Here is a 16,983-nt window from a genome sequence, read left to right as displayed (position 1 = left end):
TTTCAAAATTCAAAGAGCAATTTCAAAGGTCAAACCTTTGATTTGAATGAATTTGCAAATATATTTTATAGTGGTTCCGACGAGCCGTATCAAAAAAACAGTGTTTATAGCCGTTTTTCAGGTCGATCAGATAAAGATAAAGAAAAGATTTACAAAGTATTAAATAACATATTTGAAAACAGAATAAGAAAAATTGATTAGAATACGAAAAAATAGCTACACTGTTCCTACAAAACTGGCAGAAATTATTGAGAAAGCAATATAAAAAATTATGTCTAAAATGAATATAAACGAAGGTTTTCAGATTGATAAACCAAATGTTTTTGTCCCCTGGGAAATTGATGAACAGGGCTTGATAAATCTTCTTGAAGATTATGGATTAAAAAAAGTAAAGGATGGTTATTACTATTTTTCATGCAAATCTCTTGGTGGTTTATCTCATGAACTGGGTTTCCATTTTGAAATCAAGCCAGACGAGAAAAAAATTGAAGAATTTGAAAATTAAAAGTGTGTGGATTTATCATTATATTATGGAGAGATTTGGTTCTGAAGAACATCTGATAATTAAAAAGACAAAATAAGGTTGTGTAGAGAATTCTATGGTTAAAAGATACTTTGTTGTTTTATTTCTTTCAATATCTTCGTAAAAATTATTTCGGTAATAGTTGCTCATTTAGCTAAATGAGCAAGTGAGAAATTTATGAAATGTCCAAATTGTGGTTATGAACAACAGGATGGCTTGACAGAATGTCAGAAATGTCAAATTATTTTTGAAGATTTTAAGAAATTATGAACTCTGATAAAATTATTATTAAAGGTGCAAGAGAACACAATCTTAAAAATATAACACTTGAAATTCCAAGAAATAAACTTGTTGTTATTACAGGTCTTTCAGGTAGCGGAAAATCATCACTTGCGTTTGATACAATTTATGCAGAAGGTCAGCGCCGTTATGTAGAATCGCTTTCTGCATATGCGAGACAGTTCTTAGAGCAGATGGAGAAACCGGATGTTGACCATATTATCGGGCTTTCACCTGCGATTGCGATTCAGCAGAAAGCGGTTTCAAGAAATCCGCGTTCTACCGTCGCTACCGTCACAGAGATTTACGATTATCTGCGGTTGCTTTTTGCCCGTATCGGTATCCCGCACTGTCCTGAATGTGGTAAAGAAATCAAGCCACAATCTGCACAAGAGATTGTTGAGGAGTTACTAAGCCAGTCAGCAGGAACAAAAATCGTTATTTTATCACCTGTTGTTCAAGGTAGGAAAGGCGAGTATAAAGAACTTTTTAGAACACTTCTACAGAAAGGTTTTATCAGAGCAAAAATTGACGGTAAAATCTATGAATTAGAAAAACCGCCCAAATTAGAAAAATACAAAAAACATGATATTTCAGTTGTTATTGATAGAGTTGGTATATCTACTGAGATAAAGTCACGACTTGCAGAATCAATTGAGACTGCCCTCAAACTTTCAAACGGACTTGTAGAAATTATCTCCCATCTCCCATCTCCTATCTCGCATCTTTTCAGTGAGCATCACGCCTGTACAAATTGCAAGATAAGTATTCCTGAGATTTCACCCCGTTTTTTTTCATTCAATGCTCCTTACGGTGCTTGTTGTGAATGCGATGGGCTTGGTACAAAAATAGAAGTTGATGAAGACCTTATTGTGCCTGATAAGAATTTATCAATTTATGACGGTGCATTACTTCCATGGGCAAAACCAATAACAACACGGAGACATAGATGGACAGGTGCATGGTCAAATTATTATTTTGAGCTTTTGGAAGATATTGCAAGCAGATACCATTTTTCATTAGATACACCATTCAAAAAATTGACTAAAGAGATACAAAATATAGTTTTATATGGTGATGAGCAATTTGAAGGTGTCATTGGGAATCTTGAAAGGCGCTATAAAGAAACAGAATCAGAATATGTTCGTGAAGAAATTTTTACAAAATATATGCGGACAAAAACGTGTGATAAATGCCTTGGCAAACGACTTAAAAAAGAAGCACTATCAGTTACAATCGGCGGTAAGAACATATCGGAGATTACAGAACTCTCCGTAAAAGATGCAGTACTTTTTTTCAGAAATCTTAATTTAACGGATACTCAAAGATATATCGCTAAAGAAATTATTAAAGAAATAAACTCGCGGCTTTCGTTTCTTACAGATGTTGGGCTTGATTATATAACGCTTGACCGAGAATCATCTACACTTGCTGGAGGTGAGGCACAGCGAATACATCTGGCAACACAGATTGGTTCAGGGCTTGTTGGTGTTTTGTATGTTTTAGACGAGCCAACTATTGGACTTCACCAGCGGGATAACCAGCGGCTTTTAGATACGCTTTTTAGTTTAAGAAATCTTGGTAATACCTTGATTGTTGTTGAACATGACGAGGCAACAATCAAAAGTGCAGATTATGTGGTTGATTTAGGTCCCGGTGCTGGAGAGGCAGGTGGTGAGATTGTTTTCGTCGGTAATATAGAGCAATTGCTCTATAATAAGAAATCATTAACTGCCCAGTATCTTAACGGCAAATTAAAAATTCCAATACCTGAAAAATCTCAACGTAAAACAAAAAAATTTTTAGAAATAAAAGGTGCTGCACAATTCAATCTTAAAAATATAAATGTTAAAATCCCGCTTGGTAATTTCGTAGTTGTAACAGGTGTTTCAGGTAGTGGTAAATCCACACTTATTTACGAGACGCTGTATAAAGTGCTCGCACAAAAAATTTATAACTCAAAAGAGATTCCAGGTAGATACAAAAAAATTATCGGCTGTGAAAATATTGATAAAGTAATTATTGTTGACCAGTCACCAATTGGCAGAACACCACGGAGTAATCCGGCAACCTATACCGGTGTTTTTACACCAATTAGAAAGTTATTCAGTCAACTGCCACTTTCTAAAATGAAAGGCTATACACCGGGCAGGTTTTCGTTTAATGTAAAAGGCGGTAGATGCGAGGTATGTGAAGGAGATGGCACAAAAAAAATAGAGATGCAATTCCTACCCAATGTTTATGTAAGGTGTGAAATTTGTAAAGGTGCAAGATTTAACGACGAAACACTTTCTGTAAAATACAAAGGGAAAAACATTTCTGATATCCTGAATATGTCGGTTGATGAAGGGCTAAAATTTTTTGAAAATATCCCACAGATTAAAAAAATTTTACAGACACTTGTTGATGTTGGGCTTGGTTATATAAAGATAGGTCAGCCGGCAACAACGCTTTCAGGTGGTGAGGCGCAGCGTGTAAAACTATCAGCAGAACTGACCAAACGTGCAACTGGCAAGACGGTTTATATTTTAGATGAGCCTACAACAGGGCTTCATTTTGCAGATATCCATAAACTGTTAGATGTCTTGCATCGGCTTGTAGATGCCGGCAATACAGTTATTGTTATTGAGCATAATCTGGATGTTATAAAAACAGCCGACTGGATAATTGATTTGGGACCCGAAGGTGGTGATAAAGGCGGTGAGGTTGTATATCAAGGCAAAACTGACGGGATTTTGGATAACAAGAAGTCTTATACTGCAAAATATCTAAAAGATAAGTTATAGAACATTTGTTCTATAACTGCCGACGACAAATAATGCGAATTTCAGTAATCTGGCAGTATCGGAATTTCAAACAAGCCACAGAATCACACAGAAAAACACAGAATTTAGATTTAAAAATATTTCAGTGTACTTCTGTGAAATTCTGTGGAATTCTGTGGCATATGTTCCTTTTAATTTTTATCTTGAATCCTTACCTGCTGTATCCCCAAACACTAAACGATGCTATTTTGGAAAGCCAAAAATTAGATTACAAGAAATCACTAAAAATTCTCAAAAAATTACCACAAACACATCAAGTTCTAAAACATCTTGGCTGGACATATCTTAAACTTGGAAAGTATGCTAAAGCGTCAAAAGTTTTCTTAAAAATCAGCCACCAAAACAATTATGAAATCCTATTTGGGCTTGGGCTTTCAGATTTTTTTGCAAAACACTACGAGAATGCCTACCTGTATTTTACAAAATGTTTAGATATTAATAAAAACTGTGCAGCAGCAGAATTTTTTCTTGGCGAGATTAGAAATAATCAACAAAAATTTGATGAAGCTATAAAGCATTATAAAAATACGCTCAAACTGGATTACAATTTTATTGAAGCCAGAATAAAACTTGCCCGACTCTATTATACTGTAAAACAATATGACAACTCGTTCAAAGAATATACAACACTCTTAAATATAAACCCACATTAAAAGAAGCACAAATAAACAAACAAACACTTTTAGCACTTATTACCAAAAAACCGGAAGAAATTAGTCCACCAAAAAGAATTTCAGAAGGGAGTATTGTTTTACCCGCTGCTAAACCTGAAACAATACCGGTTCTACGAATAGGGCTATTAAAAAATGTTGAAGAGATAAAACTGTGGGCTGAAAAAGGTGCTGAAATCCTTACAGATGGCAAAAAAGTATTTTATATAAAGCCAAAAGAGATTTTTATATTGAATCGCTATTCAGTCCCATCTAATATTTTTAAATCAGCAAAAGTTATTATTAAACCCAACCAAAAGAATTCTACCTTGATTATTCAGGATATAAAATATGCTCAAGGGTTTGCGTGGGCGGGCGTTTCAGATAGAGAATATCGCGGTTTCTTTGAGGTTTCAGTATCGTCAGTTGGTTTCTCGTTGATAAATATCGTCAATATTGAAGAGTATCTTTATTCTGTTTTGCCGTCTGAAATGATTTCCTCCTGGCCTGAAGAGGCGTTAAAATCTCAGGCAGTTATCGCGAGAAGCGAGGCACTTTATAAAAAAAATATTTCTAAACCACATAAAAAAGATAATTTTGATTTGTGTGATGACCAGCACTGTCAGGTTTATAAAGGTGTGAAACAAGAAACATCATCAACAAAAAAAGCGGTTGATAATACCCGAAGCGAGATTCTGGAATATAACGGTAAAATCGCACACACGCTTTATTCTTCAAATTGTTCAGGACATACCCAATCCTCAAAAGAACTCAATGGCTGGAGTGATGAAGCATATTTACAAGGTGTTATTGATGCAGAAATTAGATTCCCAACTGATTTAGTTCATTTTGATAAATGGATTAAGCATCCGCCAGAAATATTCTGTGCACCATCAAAATATACATACTATGCAGAAAGCAGATGGATACGGGTTGTTTCACAGGAAGAATTAACTGAACAACTCAACCAAACTTACAATCCCGGCAGTATCAAAAAAATAATTCCAATCAAACGGTCGGCTTCCGGACATATAAACCATTTAGTTATAGAAGGGACAAATAACAAAATTGAAATTGAAAAAGAAAACCTTATTCGCCAGATTGTGTTAGGTCGGCTGCGGTCTACAAATTTTATAGTTGATTGCTATGGTAAAAAAAACGGGCTACCGGAGTATTTTATATTCTGGGGTGCCGGCTGGGGACACGCTGTCGGATTGTGTCAATCAGGCGCTGCTGGGATGGCAGAAAAGGGCTACAAATATCACGAGATATTAAAAAGATACTACAAGGACACTTATATTAAAAAATTAGGGTATTAAAGATTTTTGTTGACAAAAATAAGAAAATTTCTTATAATGAACTTGTTAAAAAACCCCAGCAGTTACTTTACCACGAAAGTCGTAATCGTGGTAAAGTAAATCGTGAACTGAAAGTTCACGGCTACTTTTAATTTTTAATTGCCGTCAAAAAAGGGGGAGATATGGACACATTAACAGCAATTACAATAATTGCATTGATGTTTACGGTTTATGCTTGGTATAATGGCAGAGCAACAAGAGGACTGTTAAAGGAACTTTTTTCAAAGATGGATGAAAGGATATTAAAGATGGATGAAAGGACATTAAAGATGGATGAAAGGACATTAAAGATGGATGAAAGAGCAGAGCAGCGACACAGGGATGTAATAGAAACATTAAAGCAGCAACACATGGAAATAGTTGAATTATTGAAAATGAGTGAAAAGCGACATGAAGAAGTGATGAAAGCGTTAGAAAAAGGTTTTGGAACACTAATTCAACAAGGGGCAACCTAAAATGGTTAAAAAAATGTCAAAATTTAGGAGGTGGAAATGCAAGTTAAAAGGGAAGTAAAAAGTTGGAATTGGTTTTTGCTACTTGCGACCTGCTACTCGCTACTTTCTATCTTTTTCGGATGCGCTAAAAAACCGGTTGTTAAACCGATAGAACCGGTGAAACCGCCGGAAGTGATAGAGCCTGTGCCTGCGGAAGAGCCGTCTTTACGAGGTAAAGAGTACAGAAAAGTGCCACAACTTGAGACGGTCTATTTTGATTATGACGATGCAAGATTAAGAGCAGATGCGAGAGAAACGCTATCCAAAAATGCAAAATGGCTTAAAGAAAACAATGATGTAGAGATTGTTGTAGAAGGGCATTGTGATGAGCGCGGCACTATTGATTACAATTTAGCGCTTGGTGACCGCCGAGCAAAAGCAGTCCGAAGTTATCTGCTTAAACTTGGTATAAAAGGTAACCGGATTGCTACGATTTCATATGGTGAAGAAAAACCGGTAGATTTCGGGCATGACGAGAATGCGTGGTCAAAAAATCGGCGTGCTGAAATGCTTGGTAGAATCCCGGAAACAGAAAAATAAAAGGTTAAAGGTTAAAGGTTAAAATGGGGCAGGTTAAAAGTAAAAAGTTAAAATCAAAATTATGGCAAAATATTTTAACCTTCTACCTTCTACCTTCTACCTTTTACCTGTTTTTTTCTGGTTGTATTGCAACCCAGAAAGATGTTATTACACTTCAGACAAAAATCACTTCACTCCAAACCGAAATAACCAACCTGCAAAACCAGCTTTCTGATATGCAAAAAAATCAAGCAGACCTGTCAGTCCAGATGGAAGACCTGAACTCAAATATCAAATCGCTTTTTGAACGGATTGGCGAGACAAACGAAAAGTTTGTAGTATTCGGGCAGAAGTTGGAAGATACAAATGTTGATTTTACTAATAAACTGAAACTGCTCTCGGAAGTAGTAACCAAAAAGATTGAAGAGACCAAACCCACGCCAACACAAATCTACGGTGCTGCATATACCGACTACACAATGAAAAATTATGATTTAGCGATTGCTGGTTTTCAGGAATACATACAACAGTATCCGAACGGGACATTGACTCCGAATGCACAATTCTGGATAGGGGTATGTTATTATAATAAAGATGATTATGAGAAAGCAGTACAAAATTTTAATACATTGATTACTTCGTATCCCAAAGTAGAAAAAATTGCAACTGCGAAATTAAAAAAAGCATATGCACTGCTGAAACTGAAACAGGAATCAGAAGCGATTAAAGTTTTTGAAGATATTGTAAAAAATCATCCTAAAACACCTGAAGCCCGACCGGCAAAGGAATATCTCGCCCCACCTAAAAAACCAAAATGACCGATATAAAATTCAGTTTTGTTGTTTCGGTTTCACTCCATTTTTTGTTTTTTTTATGTATCTCTTTTTTTGCTAAACCAACTTCCTCAAAAATATATTATATCCCAATACAGGTGATTGGCGGTAGCATTGGTGGTGGCGGTGGTGTGGGTGGTGGAGATATAGGTGGAACAGGGGAAGGTGGCGCTGGCGATACTATTTCTGCCGAGAAAATAGTCCAGCCTGCAGAAACAAAAAAAAGTGCTGATGTTGTAAAGTCAGGCGATATTGTAGCAAGTAAGGTAATGACTAAAACTACAAAACTGAACAAAAAAGATATTCTGAAATGGGAAAAACCGACAGGAAAGGGAACAGGTGGAAAGGGGACAGGCTCAGGCAGTGGTACAGGCACAGGCAGTGGTTTCGGTAGTGGTATAGGCGGTGGAGTGGGAGGTGGACTAGGTGTTGATGTCGGCAATTTCCCGTATATTGGCTATGTAAATATTTTAAGAAACAAAGTAGCACAGAATTGGAATCCAGCGCCTTACACTTCTGCAGGTGTAAAAAAAGTGCTTGTTTATTTTAGAATCTTGAAAAATGGTAAAATAGAAAATCTGACAATAAAAGAATCAGCAGGTGTCTCATATATAGACCGTTCTGCAATAAGAGCGATTACAAATTCGTCACCGTTCCCACCATTACCAGTGGGCTTTCCGGACAGTTCGCTCGGTGTATATTTTATGTTTGAACTTTCAGGCAGTTAAATGAAAAGCGCGAAACAAACGCAGAACAAAACGCGGAACAGACGCAGAACTTGGAAGTGGATTTTACTTTCTACCTTTCTACCCTTCTACCTTTCTACCTTTCTACCTGCTGTAGATATTTATCTTGAACTTAAATCCGGTGGACGACGATTGAATATCTCGCTGATGCCTTTAGATGATGATAGTGTGGGTGGAGTTTCAAAGGTCTCATCAGACATTTTACAGATTGTGTCAGACGACTTATCGTATTCCGGAATTTTTAATATAATAACATTACCTGCAGACCAGATACTTAAGAAAAAATTTGATTTCCCTAAAAAAGACCGCGATATTGCAATCGCTAATGGACTGGATACAATCGTAAAATTTGAAACCAAATTTAAATCAAACCGGCTTATACTTTCTGGATATTGCTGGGATGTCGCATCTTGCAAAAAAATGTTTGACCGGGATTACAAATTCAGCGAGGATGAAACCAGAAAAATTGCGCATAATTTTGCTGAGGATATAATAAAACTACTCACAGGTCAGCAGATAAAATTAGCGTCTAAAATCGCATTCTCTAACACGCTTTCAGGCAGTAAAGAAATATGGTGTGTGGATTATGATGGTAAAAATCTGACACGACTGACTTATCATAAATCAATCTCAATTCTGCCGAAGTTTTCTAATGATGCCAGATACCTGTTTTATACAACATATAAAGACGGGAATCCCGATGTGTTCAGATACGATTTTGAGAAAAGAAAATCAAGCCCGTTTTTGACTTATCAGGGTATAAACATAGTGGGCTCCGTCTCGCCTGATGGTCAGTATATTATTGCGACACTTTCTAAAGATGGCGACCCTGAACTTTATCTTTTTACAGATGCAAAAAAATTGGTCAGACGGCTCACCTACTCAAAAGGTGTTGATACTTCCGCTTCGTTTTCGCCAAATTCTAAAGAGTTTGTATTCGTTTCCGAACGAGGTCTGCAGGGGAATCCACAACTCTATATTATGGATATTGACGGCACCAATTTGAGAAAAATTACTTATACCGGCTACAACGGCTCACCTTGCTGGTCGCCAATTGGCGACAAAATTGTATTTACCCGACGAGCCGGTTCCGTCTTTAATATATTGCTATACGATATAGCAACACAGAAAGAATACCAGCTTACCCGAAATGCCGGCTCTAATGAAGAGCCGTCTTTCTCGCCGGATGGCAGACATATTGTATTTGTATCTACGCGTCACGGCCGTGCTGAACTGTTCACGATGCTCGCTAACGGAGAAGCACAGAAACCGCTTCTCACAATTTCGCGTGATTCTACAAATCCTGTCTGGTCACCTTGACTTTTCTTGTTAATTTTGTATAATCATTATCTATGAAGGATAATCGTTGTTTCTTGCTTCTCGCCGCTTATTTCATACTCGTTACTTATCTTTATGCCCAGTCATCACTTGACGAACTGTATAATTCAGCACTAAAACAATTCCAGGATGGCAACTACAAATCCGCAATTGAGTTGTTTGATTTGGTAATTTCAACTGCGACAAAAGGGGGAAATAAAAGGGATAAGGGTGGTGAAGGTGGTGATAAAAATATTCTGCGTAAAGCATATCTCACCAAAGCGGATGCGCTTTCTGAACTTTTAGAGTTAGATTCAGCACTTAAAGAATACCGGCGGATAATAGAAAAATTTCCTAATACTAATGAATCACTAAAAGCAAAATTGGGTATCGGGCTGGTGTATTACAAAAAGAATAACTACGAAACTGCACGAGCACATTTCTTGAATTATATAAAAAAATATCCGGATACCAGAATAACAGACGATGCACAGTACTGGCTTGGGATGCTGCATTTTAAGAATAAAAATTTCAGAAAAGCAGCTGTCTCATTTACTGCGCTTGTTCAGAATTATCCTAAATCAAATTATGCTGCTGAAGGCTGGCTTCGGCTCGGTGATTGTTATTACAACCTTCCATTGAAAAAGTATAAACAGGCAAGAAATTCATATAGAAAGGTTCTAACAAAATATCCTGATAGCCCACAGGCAGAGTTTGCACTTTATAATATTGGCAGAACATATGATTCAGAAGGTTCTGTATATGATGCTATTTCTATCTATGTGCAATTTGTAGAAAAATATCCAAAATCAAAATTGTCGCCAGAAATTACATATCGGGTTGCGAGCTATTTTTATAAAAAGAAAAAATACGAAAAAGCAGCAAATTATTTTGAACAAATTGTCATAAACTTTCCAGAAAGTGAACTTTTAGAAGATGCCAGTTTTATGTATTCCAAAACACTCTATAAGCAGGGTGCTAAGACGGATGCCGCCAATTCATTCCAAAAATTTATCGCTACATATCCGCTAAACAAAAACAATATAGAAGCCATACTTTATATCGGTAATTATTATCTGGATTCAGGCGATTACCAGAATGCAATTAGTAATTATGAAAAAGGGCTAATGGCTGAGATAAGTGATACTGAAATTATAGCGATGTTGAGATATAATTGCGCACTTGCATACCAAAAAATCAGTGATACTATTACCGCTGAAAAGTATTTTGCTGAAATCCTGTATCGGTATCCTAAATCACTCGCAGCTGCGAAAATGTATTTACAGCGTGGGGTTGATTTGGAACGGGCTGGCGATTATTTCGCAGCAATTGAAAATTACGAACTTGCTGCTACAATATCAAAAAATAAAAATATCCAGAAAAATGGCTCGGTTGATTATGGCATAGAAGACGATGTGGGCGCATTAGCACAGAAAAAAGCAGCGGATTGTTTCTTTATACAGAAAAAGTATAAAGAAGCAGCCCGCGAATACTTAAAAGTAGTGTATTTGTTTAACGACTCAGAACTTGTTGCGGAATCGCATTTTATGTCCGCGAGGGCATCCGAAGAGATTGGTTATGTAAAAGAGGCAAAACAGAATTATGAAATTGTGAAAAAAAAGTACGCCAATACCGAATGGGCAAAAAAATCAACTGAAAGACTACAGGAGATAAATAAGAAATAACATTCCCACGTTAGCGAGAACATAAGAACAAGAATGAAAAAAAATATTCTAATCAAGAATGCAAAACTTATTGTCCAAATGGATAACAAAAAAACAAAAATTCCTAATGGTAATATCTATATTGAAGACAACGAAATTAAATTCGTCGGCAAGCAGTTACCCTCTACCCTCTACCCTCTACCCTCTACCTGCACTATTATTGACGCTTCTAAATGTATTGTCCTGCCAGGATTTGTCAATACCCACCATCATCTTTATCAAACACTCTACAGAAATATCCCAAAAGTCCAAAATGCAGAACTGTTTGACTGGATAAAATATCTTTATACCGTCTGGCGAAATATAACGCCTGATGCGGTTTATACAGCCGCACTCGTTGGCTTGGGTGAACTTTTATTGACGGGTTGTACTACATCGTCAGACCAGTTTTATATTTATCCTAAAAACCAGCCGAAAGATTTGCTGGATTTTGAAATTAAAGCTGCACAACAAATCGGGATAAGATTCCATCCTGCTCGCGGCTCAATGTCCAGAGGTCAATCAAAAGGCGGGCTTCCACCAGACGATGTTGTTCAGACGGAAGATGAGATTCTGAAAGATTCCGAGCGCCTGATTGATAAATATCATAATCCGGAAAAATTTTCTATGTGTCAGATAGCGCTTTCACCTTGTTCACCTTTTTCGGTTACTACTGACTTGTTAACAGAAACGGTAAAACTCGCACGACAAAAAAAAGTGCACTGCCATACGCACATCGCAGAAACAATTGACGAAGAGCAGTTCTGTATTGAAACACATAATTTGAGACCGCTGGCATATATGGAACAAGTCGGCTGGCTTGGACAGGATGTATGGTTCGCACACTGCATTCATCTTAACGATACTGAAATAAAATTATTAGGCAAAACAGAAACAGGTGTTGCACACTGCCCGGTTTCTAACCTTCGGCTGTGTAGCGGTATCGCATCTGTTGGAAAAATGATTGACGCTAATGTTCCTGTATCACTCGCAGTTGATGGGTCTGCATCAAATGATTCTTCAAATATGTTGAGAGAACTTAAAACATGTCATATGGTTCAGCGTCTGAAATCCGGTGTAAAATCAATATCTGCCGAAGATATTTTGTGGTTGGCGACTCGCGGTGGTGCAAAAGTTTTAGGCAGAGACGATATCGGTTCAATAGAGGTTGCTAAATCTGCCGATATTGTTCTGTTTGATGTAGAAAAAATCGGATACGCCGGCGGGATACATGATATTCTGGCATCTTTACTTTTTTGCGGAGATTCGGATATTGCCGATACAGTGATTGTTAACGGTAAAATAGTTGTTAAAAATGGCAAACTTATGAATATTGACGAAAATCTACTCTATCAAAAAGCAAATAAACTTGCCAGAAAAATGGTTGGTTAACGGAGGCGTGTGATGTTCAAAATTAAAGGTAAAAGGTTAAAGGTTAAAATTAATGGTTTGGTTTTACTTACTTGCTTACTTGCTTACTCGCTCACTTGCTGTCTTTATGCCGAAACAAAAAAAAATGCAACCACAAAAGCATCACCTAAATATGAAACAAAAAAATCAACTGCGACTACAAAACCTGATACATCAGCAAATATTGAAAAACTTAAAGATAAAAATTGGATAATCCGCAGAAACGCAGCAATAACTCTGGGTACTGAAAAGAATAAAAAAGCAGTTGTGCCGTTAATCAATTTGCTTAAAGATAATAATACCGAAGTTCGTAGATGTGCAGCAATTGCACTCGGCGAGATTGGTGATAAAAAAGCAGTTCCACACCTCATAAAAGCGCTTAATGATACTGATGGTGGAATGATTATTGATAGCGCCAGTTCGCTCGGTAAATTAAACGACCCATCAGCAATTGATGGTCTCCTGAAACTTCTTTCTGATGGTAGACCTGTTATAAGAATCACTGGACTTAAAGCATTATTTTCCTTTAAGGATGATATTAAAATCTCATCAGCAGTTATCAGTTGCATAAATGACGAGGCGGAAGGTGTGCGGATTCTCGCAATTCAACAGGCAGCTTCACTCAAATTAAAGTCAGCAATCCCGAATTTAATAAAGAATCTTTCTGATGTTAATCTAAAAGTTAAAGTTGAAACAATAAAGGCACTTGGCGAAATTGGTGATAAATCTACAATTGAACCACTCAAGAAAATACTTGTAACTGAAGATGAAATCCCAGAAGTAATTGAATTGATAGAACAAACAATCTCAAAATTGGAAGAGAGTGGAGTAAAAAAATCTGAAAAGGAAGACCACAACGAAACAAAATGAAACGGTTATCAGTAGATGCATTAAAATGTGTTGGATGTCTGGATTGCGAACTAGTATGTGCTATGAAACATTTTAAGACGCACTCACGCGGGCTTTCTGCAATTTCCTGTATTAAGTTTGACGAAATTTCGCGTGATGTGCCAGTTATCTGCCAGCAATGTGAGAAACCTGCTTGTATGGCTGTCTGTCCCGTCGGTGCAATTTCTGCTAATTCTCAAACAGGTGCAAAAATTGTTGATTTTTCTCTGTGTATCGGTTGTCGGATGTGTGTTTCTGCGTGTCCGTTTGGTGCAATTTTCTGGAATGATGCTGAAAAAAAACCGATTAAATGTGATCTGTGTGACGGCGAGCCGGAATGTGTAAAAATTTGTCCGTCAGAAGCAATTGTTTATACTGAAGAAACAAAAATGGAATTGAAAAAAAGAAGGGAAGTAATATCAAAAATCCACGAATTGTTAAACTTAATTGTAAGTAAATAAAATTGCGGAGGAGGCGTTAGTTCATTAACTCAAGAACATTAGAACATATGAACGCCTTTTAGGTATTTATGATTACCGTGCAGGTCTATACAACATTAAAAGAAAAACTTAAAACTGGAAAAATTGAACTTGAAACACTCAATGTTGCTGATGCATTAAAAAAATTGGAAAAACAATTTGGTGCAGCGTTTAGGAATGAGCTCTATGACGGCAAAAAACTGAAAAATTATTACATATTTTTGCATAACGGTAAAGCAATAGACCATAAAAAAGTCGCAAAAGAGAAACTGAAAGATGGCGATACTTTACACATATTCCCACCAATTGCAGGAGGCTAGAAGATGTTTGCCAAAAAGGGTTATTGTGGAAACGTTTTAAGAGTGAATCTATCAAACAGAAAAGTTACAAAAGAGCCTTTGGATGATTTTGTCGTCAGAAATTATATAGGTGGCAACGGATTTTCAGCATATTATCTTTACAAAGAACTTAAAGGTGGCGAAAACCCGCTTGGTGAAAAAAATAAAATAATTATCGGAACAGGTCCTTTGACTGGCACACTATGGCCTTCATCGGGTAGATTCACTATGGGTGCGAAATCGCCTTTAACGGGCTTCTGGGGTGAAGCGAATTCAGGCGGGTTCTTTGGTGCTGAATTAAAATATGCTGGTTACGATTGTATGATTATAGAAGGGAAAGCAGAAAAACCTGTGTATATTGAAATAGAAGATGAAAATATCACTCTGAATGCTGCGAAGAATCTCTGGGGCAAAGATACAAAAACAGTAACGCTTGAACTTCAAAAAAATGACAAAGAAAAACAGGTTTTGTGTATCGGAATTGCTGGTGAAAACCTTGTCCGATATGCCTGTGTGATGAGCAATCTTCATCGTGCATTTGGTAGAAGCGGGCTTGGTGCTGTATGGGGTAGTAAAAATCTTAAAGCGATAACTGTTCGTGGTACAGGCAGAGTTGATATTCACGATTACGAAAAATTTTTTGAACTTGCAAAAGAAGGACACCAACGAATCCAAACAGACCCGCGGGCACGAAATATGTTCAAATACGGTACCAACCTGCTTGTTTCTGCAAAACAGGCAATTGGCGAGTTTGTGACAAAAAATCATTCAACGGGTGTTTTTGAAGGTGCTGAAAAACTCGCAGCAGAACGGCTTGCAGAAGAATTTCACGGCAGACCTCGTGCATGTTTCGGTTGCACTAATGCATGTAAAGAGGTTTATATTACCTCACCAAACAATCCCTATCAGCCGAATTTAACGACGGAAGGACCTGAATATGAAGGCACCGCATTTTTCGGTTCTAATCTCGGGATTGATGATTACGATACGATTTTATATGTTGCTGATTTGTGTAATAAATACGGTGTTGACCAGATTTCATGTGGGAATGTAATCGGATTTTTGTATGAATGCTACGAGAAAGGGATTGTTTCAAAAAAGGATTGTGATGGACTTGATTGCTCGTGGGGAAGTAAAAATACTGTTGTTAAACTTGTAGAAAAAATCTGTCGTCGGAATGGGATAGGCGATTTGCTCGCAGAAGGCGTAAAACGTGCTGCAAAAAAAATTGGGAAAGGTGCTGAAAAATATGCGATGCATGTCAAGGGTCAAGAAATTTCAGGTCAGGATGGAAGGACTCATCGCTCTGTTGCGTTGACTCATGCAGTTGGTGCACGCGGTGCAGACCATCTTCGTTCGCTTGTTACAGTTGACCAGTTAGGCTATAAAGAAGCAGCAGGAAAAAGATACTACAAACTTTTAGAAAATAAATCAGCGAAAGAAAAAGAAAAAATCTTAAATGACTTGTGTAATCCATATTCTGAAAAATATAAAGCATTCGCAGTAAAAACAACAGAGGATGTATTTGCAATTCGCGATGCATTGGTTGTCTGCTGGTATACCTGTGGCTGGCCACCGATTTTCTGGATTGATGATTTCGCAAAAGTTTTACCATTAGTAACAGGCGAACAAATGTTCGCATCTGTTGAAGAGTTAATAAAAATCGGTGAAAGACAAGTAAATGCAAAACGGCTGTTTAATTTAAGAGAAGGATTGACTGCAAAAGATGATACATTACCAAAAAGATTTACTGACGAGCCGATGCCTGAAGGTCCCGGGAAAGGGCAGGTTGCAAATCTTAAAATTATGCTTGATGAGTATTACAAACTTCGTGAATGGGATATAAAAACTGGCAAAATCACAGACAAAAAATTGAAGGAATTAGAATTGAGAAAAGATGAATGATGAAATTGTAAAAACATTACCACGAAATCACGAAAATACGAAACTTAATCCCCACTTTAGTGGGGGTTGCTTTTTAGCCGACTGAAGTCGGGTATGAAGTCAGGTATAATAAGATTTTTAGCCTTTCCTCGTGGTCATTGATTGAAATTCATAGACATCAAGTTAAAGGTTAAAGGTTAAAATTAAAAACACAGGAAGACTACATGTTTGTGGTTTGGTGCTTAGAATTTGGAATTTGCTGTTAACAGGAGGTGATGGAAGGCATTTAAACGCTGGATAAAAATTCTAATGTGCGTATCAACACAGGTAGAAAAAAACAGATGGTTCATATTTCTTTGATAACATGCTAAAATGATTGTGCAAAACTGTAGTGCGAGCCCCGTTAGAAAATCATTTCTGTACGGGGCGAGGATTTATCCCGCAGGTTAAAACCCGCGGCTACATAGCGAACTTAAAAGTTCACACTAAAAGTGCACAACACAAAAACAGTTAATCAAAGGAAAGGAGAACTATCTGCAAAACTTAAACAGGAGGGTTTAAGATGAGTGTGCCAAGAAAGTTCCTTGAATTCTTGTCGGTGGAAGTCCGAACTGGATAAAGTGGACAAAACGATTATGACCAAACCGATTAACTATATTGTGGATATGGACATAGAAAAATTCTTTGATACCATAGACCACAAATGGTTAATGAAGTGTCTTCGGCAAAGAATAGCC

General features: G+C 37.1%; 16 protein-coding genes. All 16 read left to right on the top strand.

Annotated elements, in window-relative coordinates; translation table 11 throughout:
- A partial coding sequence (locus AB1349_08840; GenBank protein ID MEW6557445.1) for a hypothetical protein occupies positions 1 to 201 on the top strand: 201 nt, incomplete at its 5' end.
- A gap of 70 nt (positions 202 to 271) precedes the next feature.
- Positions 272 to 505 carry a hypothetical protein gene (locus tag AB1349_08835; protein MEW6557444.1) on the top strand — a complete coding sequence of 78 codons (234 nt, stop codon included), beginning with the start codon at positions 272 to 274 and terminating at the stop codon, positions 503 to 505.
- Between the two features lie 284 nt (positions 506 to 789).
- Positions 790 to 3,588 (top strand): excinuclease ABC subunit UvrA, encoded by a 2,799-nt coding sequence (gene uvrA, locus AB1349_08830; protein MEW6557443.1) that lies wholly within the window; start codon positions 790 to 792, stop codon positions 3,586 to 3,588.
- A gap of 161 nt (positions 3,589 to 3,749) precedes the next feature.
- Positions 3,750 to 4,280 (top strand): hypothetical protein, encoded by a 531-nt coding sequence (locus AB1349_08825; GenBank protein MEW6557442.1) that lies wholly within the window; start codon positions 3,750 to 3,752, stop codon positions 4,278 to 4,280.
- 248 nt (positions 4,281 to 4,528) lie between these two features.
- Positions 4,529 to 5,596, top strand: coding sequence for a SpoIID/LytB domain-containing protein (locus AB1349_08820; GenBank protein ID MEW6557441.1), 1,068 nt, complete (start codon positions 4,529 to 4,531; stop codon positions 5,594 to 5,596).
- 161 nt (positions 5,597 to 5,757) lie between these two features.
- Positions 5,758 to 6,090 carry a hypothetical protein gene (locus AB1349_08815; GenBank protein MEW6557440.1) on the top strand — a complete coding sequence of 111 codons (333 nt, stop codon included), beginning with the start codon at positions 5,758 to 5,760 and terminating at the stop codon, positions 6,088 to 6,090.
- Between the two features lie 36 nt (positions 6,091 to 6,126).
- Positions 6,127 to 6,669, top strand: a complete 543-nt coding sequence (gene pal / locus AB1349_08810; GenBank protein ID MEW6557439.1) for a peptidoglycan-associated lipoprotein Pal — start codon at positions 6,127 to 6,129, stop codon at positions 6,667 to 6,669.
- Between the two features lie 23 nt (positions 6,670 to 6,692).
- Positions 6,693 to 7,466: a tol-pal system protein YbgF gene (gene ybgF, locus AB1349_08805; protein ID MEW6557438.1), complete on the top strand. Its 774-nt coding sequence runs from the start codon at positions 6,693 to 6,695 to the stop codon at positions 7,464 to 7,466.
- Positions 7,463 to 8,209 (top strand): TonB family protein, encoded by a 747-nt coding sequence (locus AB1349_08800; GenBank protein ID MEW6557437.1) that lies wholly within the window; start codon positions 7,463 to 7,465, stop codon positions 8,207 to 8,209. The genes ybgF and AB1349_08800 overlap by 4 nt, the downstream gene beginning before the upstream one ends.
- The gene (locus AB1349_08795) at positions 8,210 to 9,547 is read left to right on the top strand and encodes a hypothetical protein (GenBank protein ID MEW6557436.1); all 1,338 of its coding nucleotides are present in this window, start codon (positions 8,210 to 8,212) and stop codon (positions 9,545 to 9,547) included.
- A 32-nt stretch (positions 9,548 to 9,579) separates the two neighbouring features.
- Complete coding sequence (locus tag AB1349_08790) at positions 9,580 to 11,229, top strand: tetratricopeptide repeat protein (protein ID MEW6557435.1); 1,650 nt, start codon at positions 9,580 to 9,582, stop codon at positions 11,227 to 11,229.
- A gap of 33 nt (positions 11,230 to 11,262) precedes the next feature.
- A complete protein-coding gene (locus AB1349_08785; GenBank protein MEW6557434.1) occupies positions 11,263 to 12,639 on the top strand; it encodes an 8-oxoguanine deaminase in 1,377 nt (458 codons plus the stop codon).
- Positions 12,640 to 12,651: 12 nt separating this feature from the next.
- A complete protein-coding gene (locus tag AB1349_08780; protein ID MEW6557433.1) occupies positions 12,652 to 13,527 on the top strand; it encodes a HEAT repeat domain-containing protein in 876 nt (291 codons plus the stop codon).
- Positions 13,524 to 14,006 (top strand): 4Fe-4S dicluster domain-containing protein, encoded by a 483-nt coding sequence (locus AB1349_08775; protein ID MEW6557432.1) that lies wholly within the window; start codon positions 13,524 to 13,526, stop codon positions 14,004 to 14,006. The genes AB1349_08780 and AB1349_08775 overlap by 4 nt, the downstream gene beginning before the upstream one ends.
- A gap of 68 nt (positions 14,007 to 14,074) precedes the next feature.
- Positions 14,075 to 14,344: a MoaD family protein gene (locus tag AB1349_08770; GenBank protein MEW6557431.1), complete on the top strand. Its 270-nt coding sequence runs from the start codon at positions 14,075 to 14,077 to the stop codon at positions 14,342 to 14,344.
- 3 nt (positions 14,345 to 14,347) lie between these two features.
- Positions 14,348 to 16,267, top strand: a complete 1,920-nt coding sequence (locus tag AB1349_08765; protein ID MEW6557430.1) for an aldehyde ferredoxin oxidoreductase family protein — start codon at positions 14,348 to 14,350, stop codon at positions 16,265 to 16,267.
- The last annotated feature ends 716 nt before the right edge of the window (positions 16,268 to 16,983 follow it).

This window comes from Elusimicrobiota bacterium (assembly GCA_040757695.1).
Lineage (GTDB): Bacteria > Elusimicrobiota > UBA8919 > UBA8919 > UBA8919 > JBFLWK01.
This window is presented reverse-complemented; position numbering and strand designations above follow the sequence as displayed.

Bases quoted from the DNA above. Each gene is read 5' to 3' on its own strand.
- AB1349_08835 (MEW6557444.1), top strand. From the start codon at position 272: ATGTCTAAAATGAATATAAACGAAGGTTTTCAGATTGATAAACCAAAT.
- uvrA (MEW6557443.1), top strand. From the start codon at position 790: ATGAACTCTGATAAAATTATTATTAAAGGTGCAAGAGAACACAATCTT.
- AB1349_08825 (MEW6557442.1), top strand. From the start codon at position 3,750: ATGTTCCTTTTAATTTTTATCTTGAATCCTTACCTGCTGTATCCCCAA.
- AB1349_08815 (MEW6557440.1), top strand. From the start codon at position 5,758: ATGGACACATTAACAGCAATTACAATAATTGCATTGATGTTTACGGTT.
- pal (MEW6557439.1), top strand. From the start codon at position 6,127: ATGCAAGTTAAAAGGGAAGTAAAAAGTTGGAATTGGTTTTTGCTACTT.
- ybgF (MEW6557438.1), top strand. From the start codon at position 6,693: ATGGGGCAGGTTAAAAGTAAAAAGTTAAAATCAAAATTATGGCAAAAT.
- AB1349_08800 (MEW6557437.1), top strand. From the start codon at position 7,463: ATGACCGATATAAAATTCAGTTTTGTTGTTTCGGTTTCACTCCATTTT.
- AB1349_08795 (MEW6557436.1), top strand. From the start codon at position 8,210: ATGAAAAGCGCGAAACAAACGCAGAACAAAACGCGGAACAGACGCAGA.
- AB1349_08790 (MEW6557435.1), top strand. From the start codon at position 9,580: ATGAAGGATAATCGTTGTTTCTTGCTTCTCGCCGCTTATTTCATACTC.
- AB1349_08785 (MEW6557434.1), top strand. From the start codon at position 11,263: ATGAAAAAAAATATTCTAATCAAGAATGCAAAACTTATTGTCCAAATG.
- AB1349_08780 (MEW6557433.1), top strand. From the start codon at position 12,652: ATGTTCAAAATTAAAGGTAAAAGGTTAAAGGTTAAAATTAATGGTTTG.
- AB1349_08775 (MEW6557432.1), top strand. From the start codon at position 13,524: ATGAAACGGTTATCAGTAGATGCATTAAAATGTGTTGGATGTCTGGAT.
- AB1349_08770 (MEW6557431.1), top strand. From the start codon at position 14,075: ATGATTACCGTGCAGGTCTATACAACATTAAAAGAAAAACTTAAAACT.
- AB1349_08765 (MEW6557430.1), top strand. From the start codon at position 14,348: ATGTTTGCCAAAAAGGGTTATTGTGGAAACGTTTTAAGAGTGAATCTA.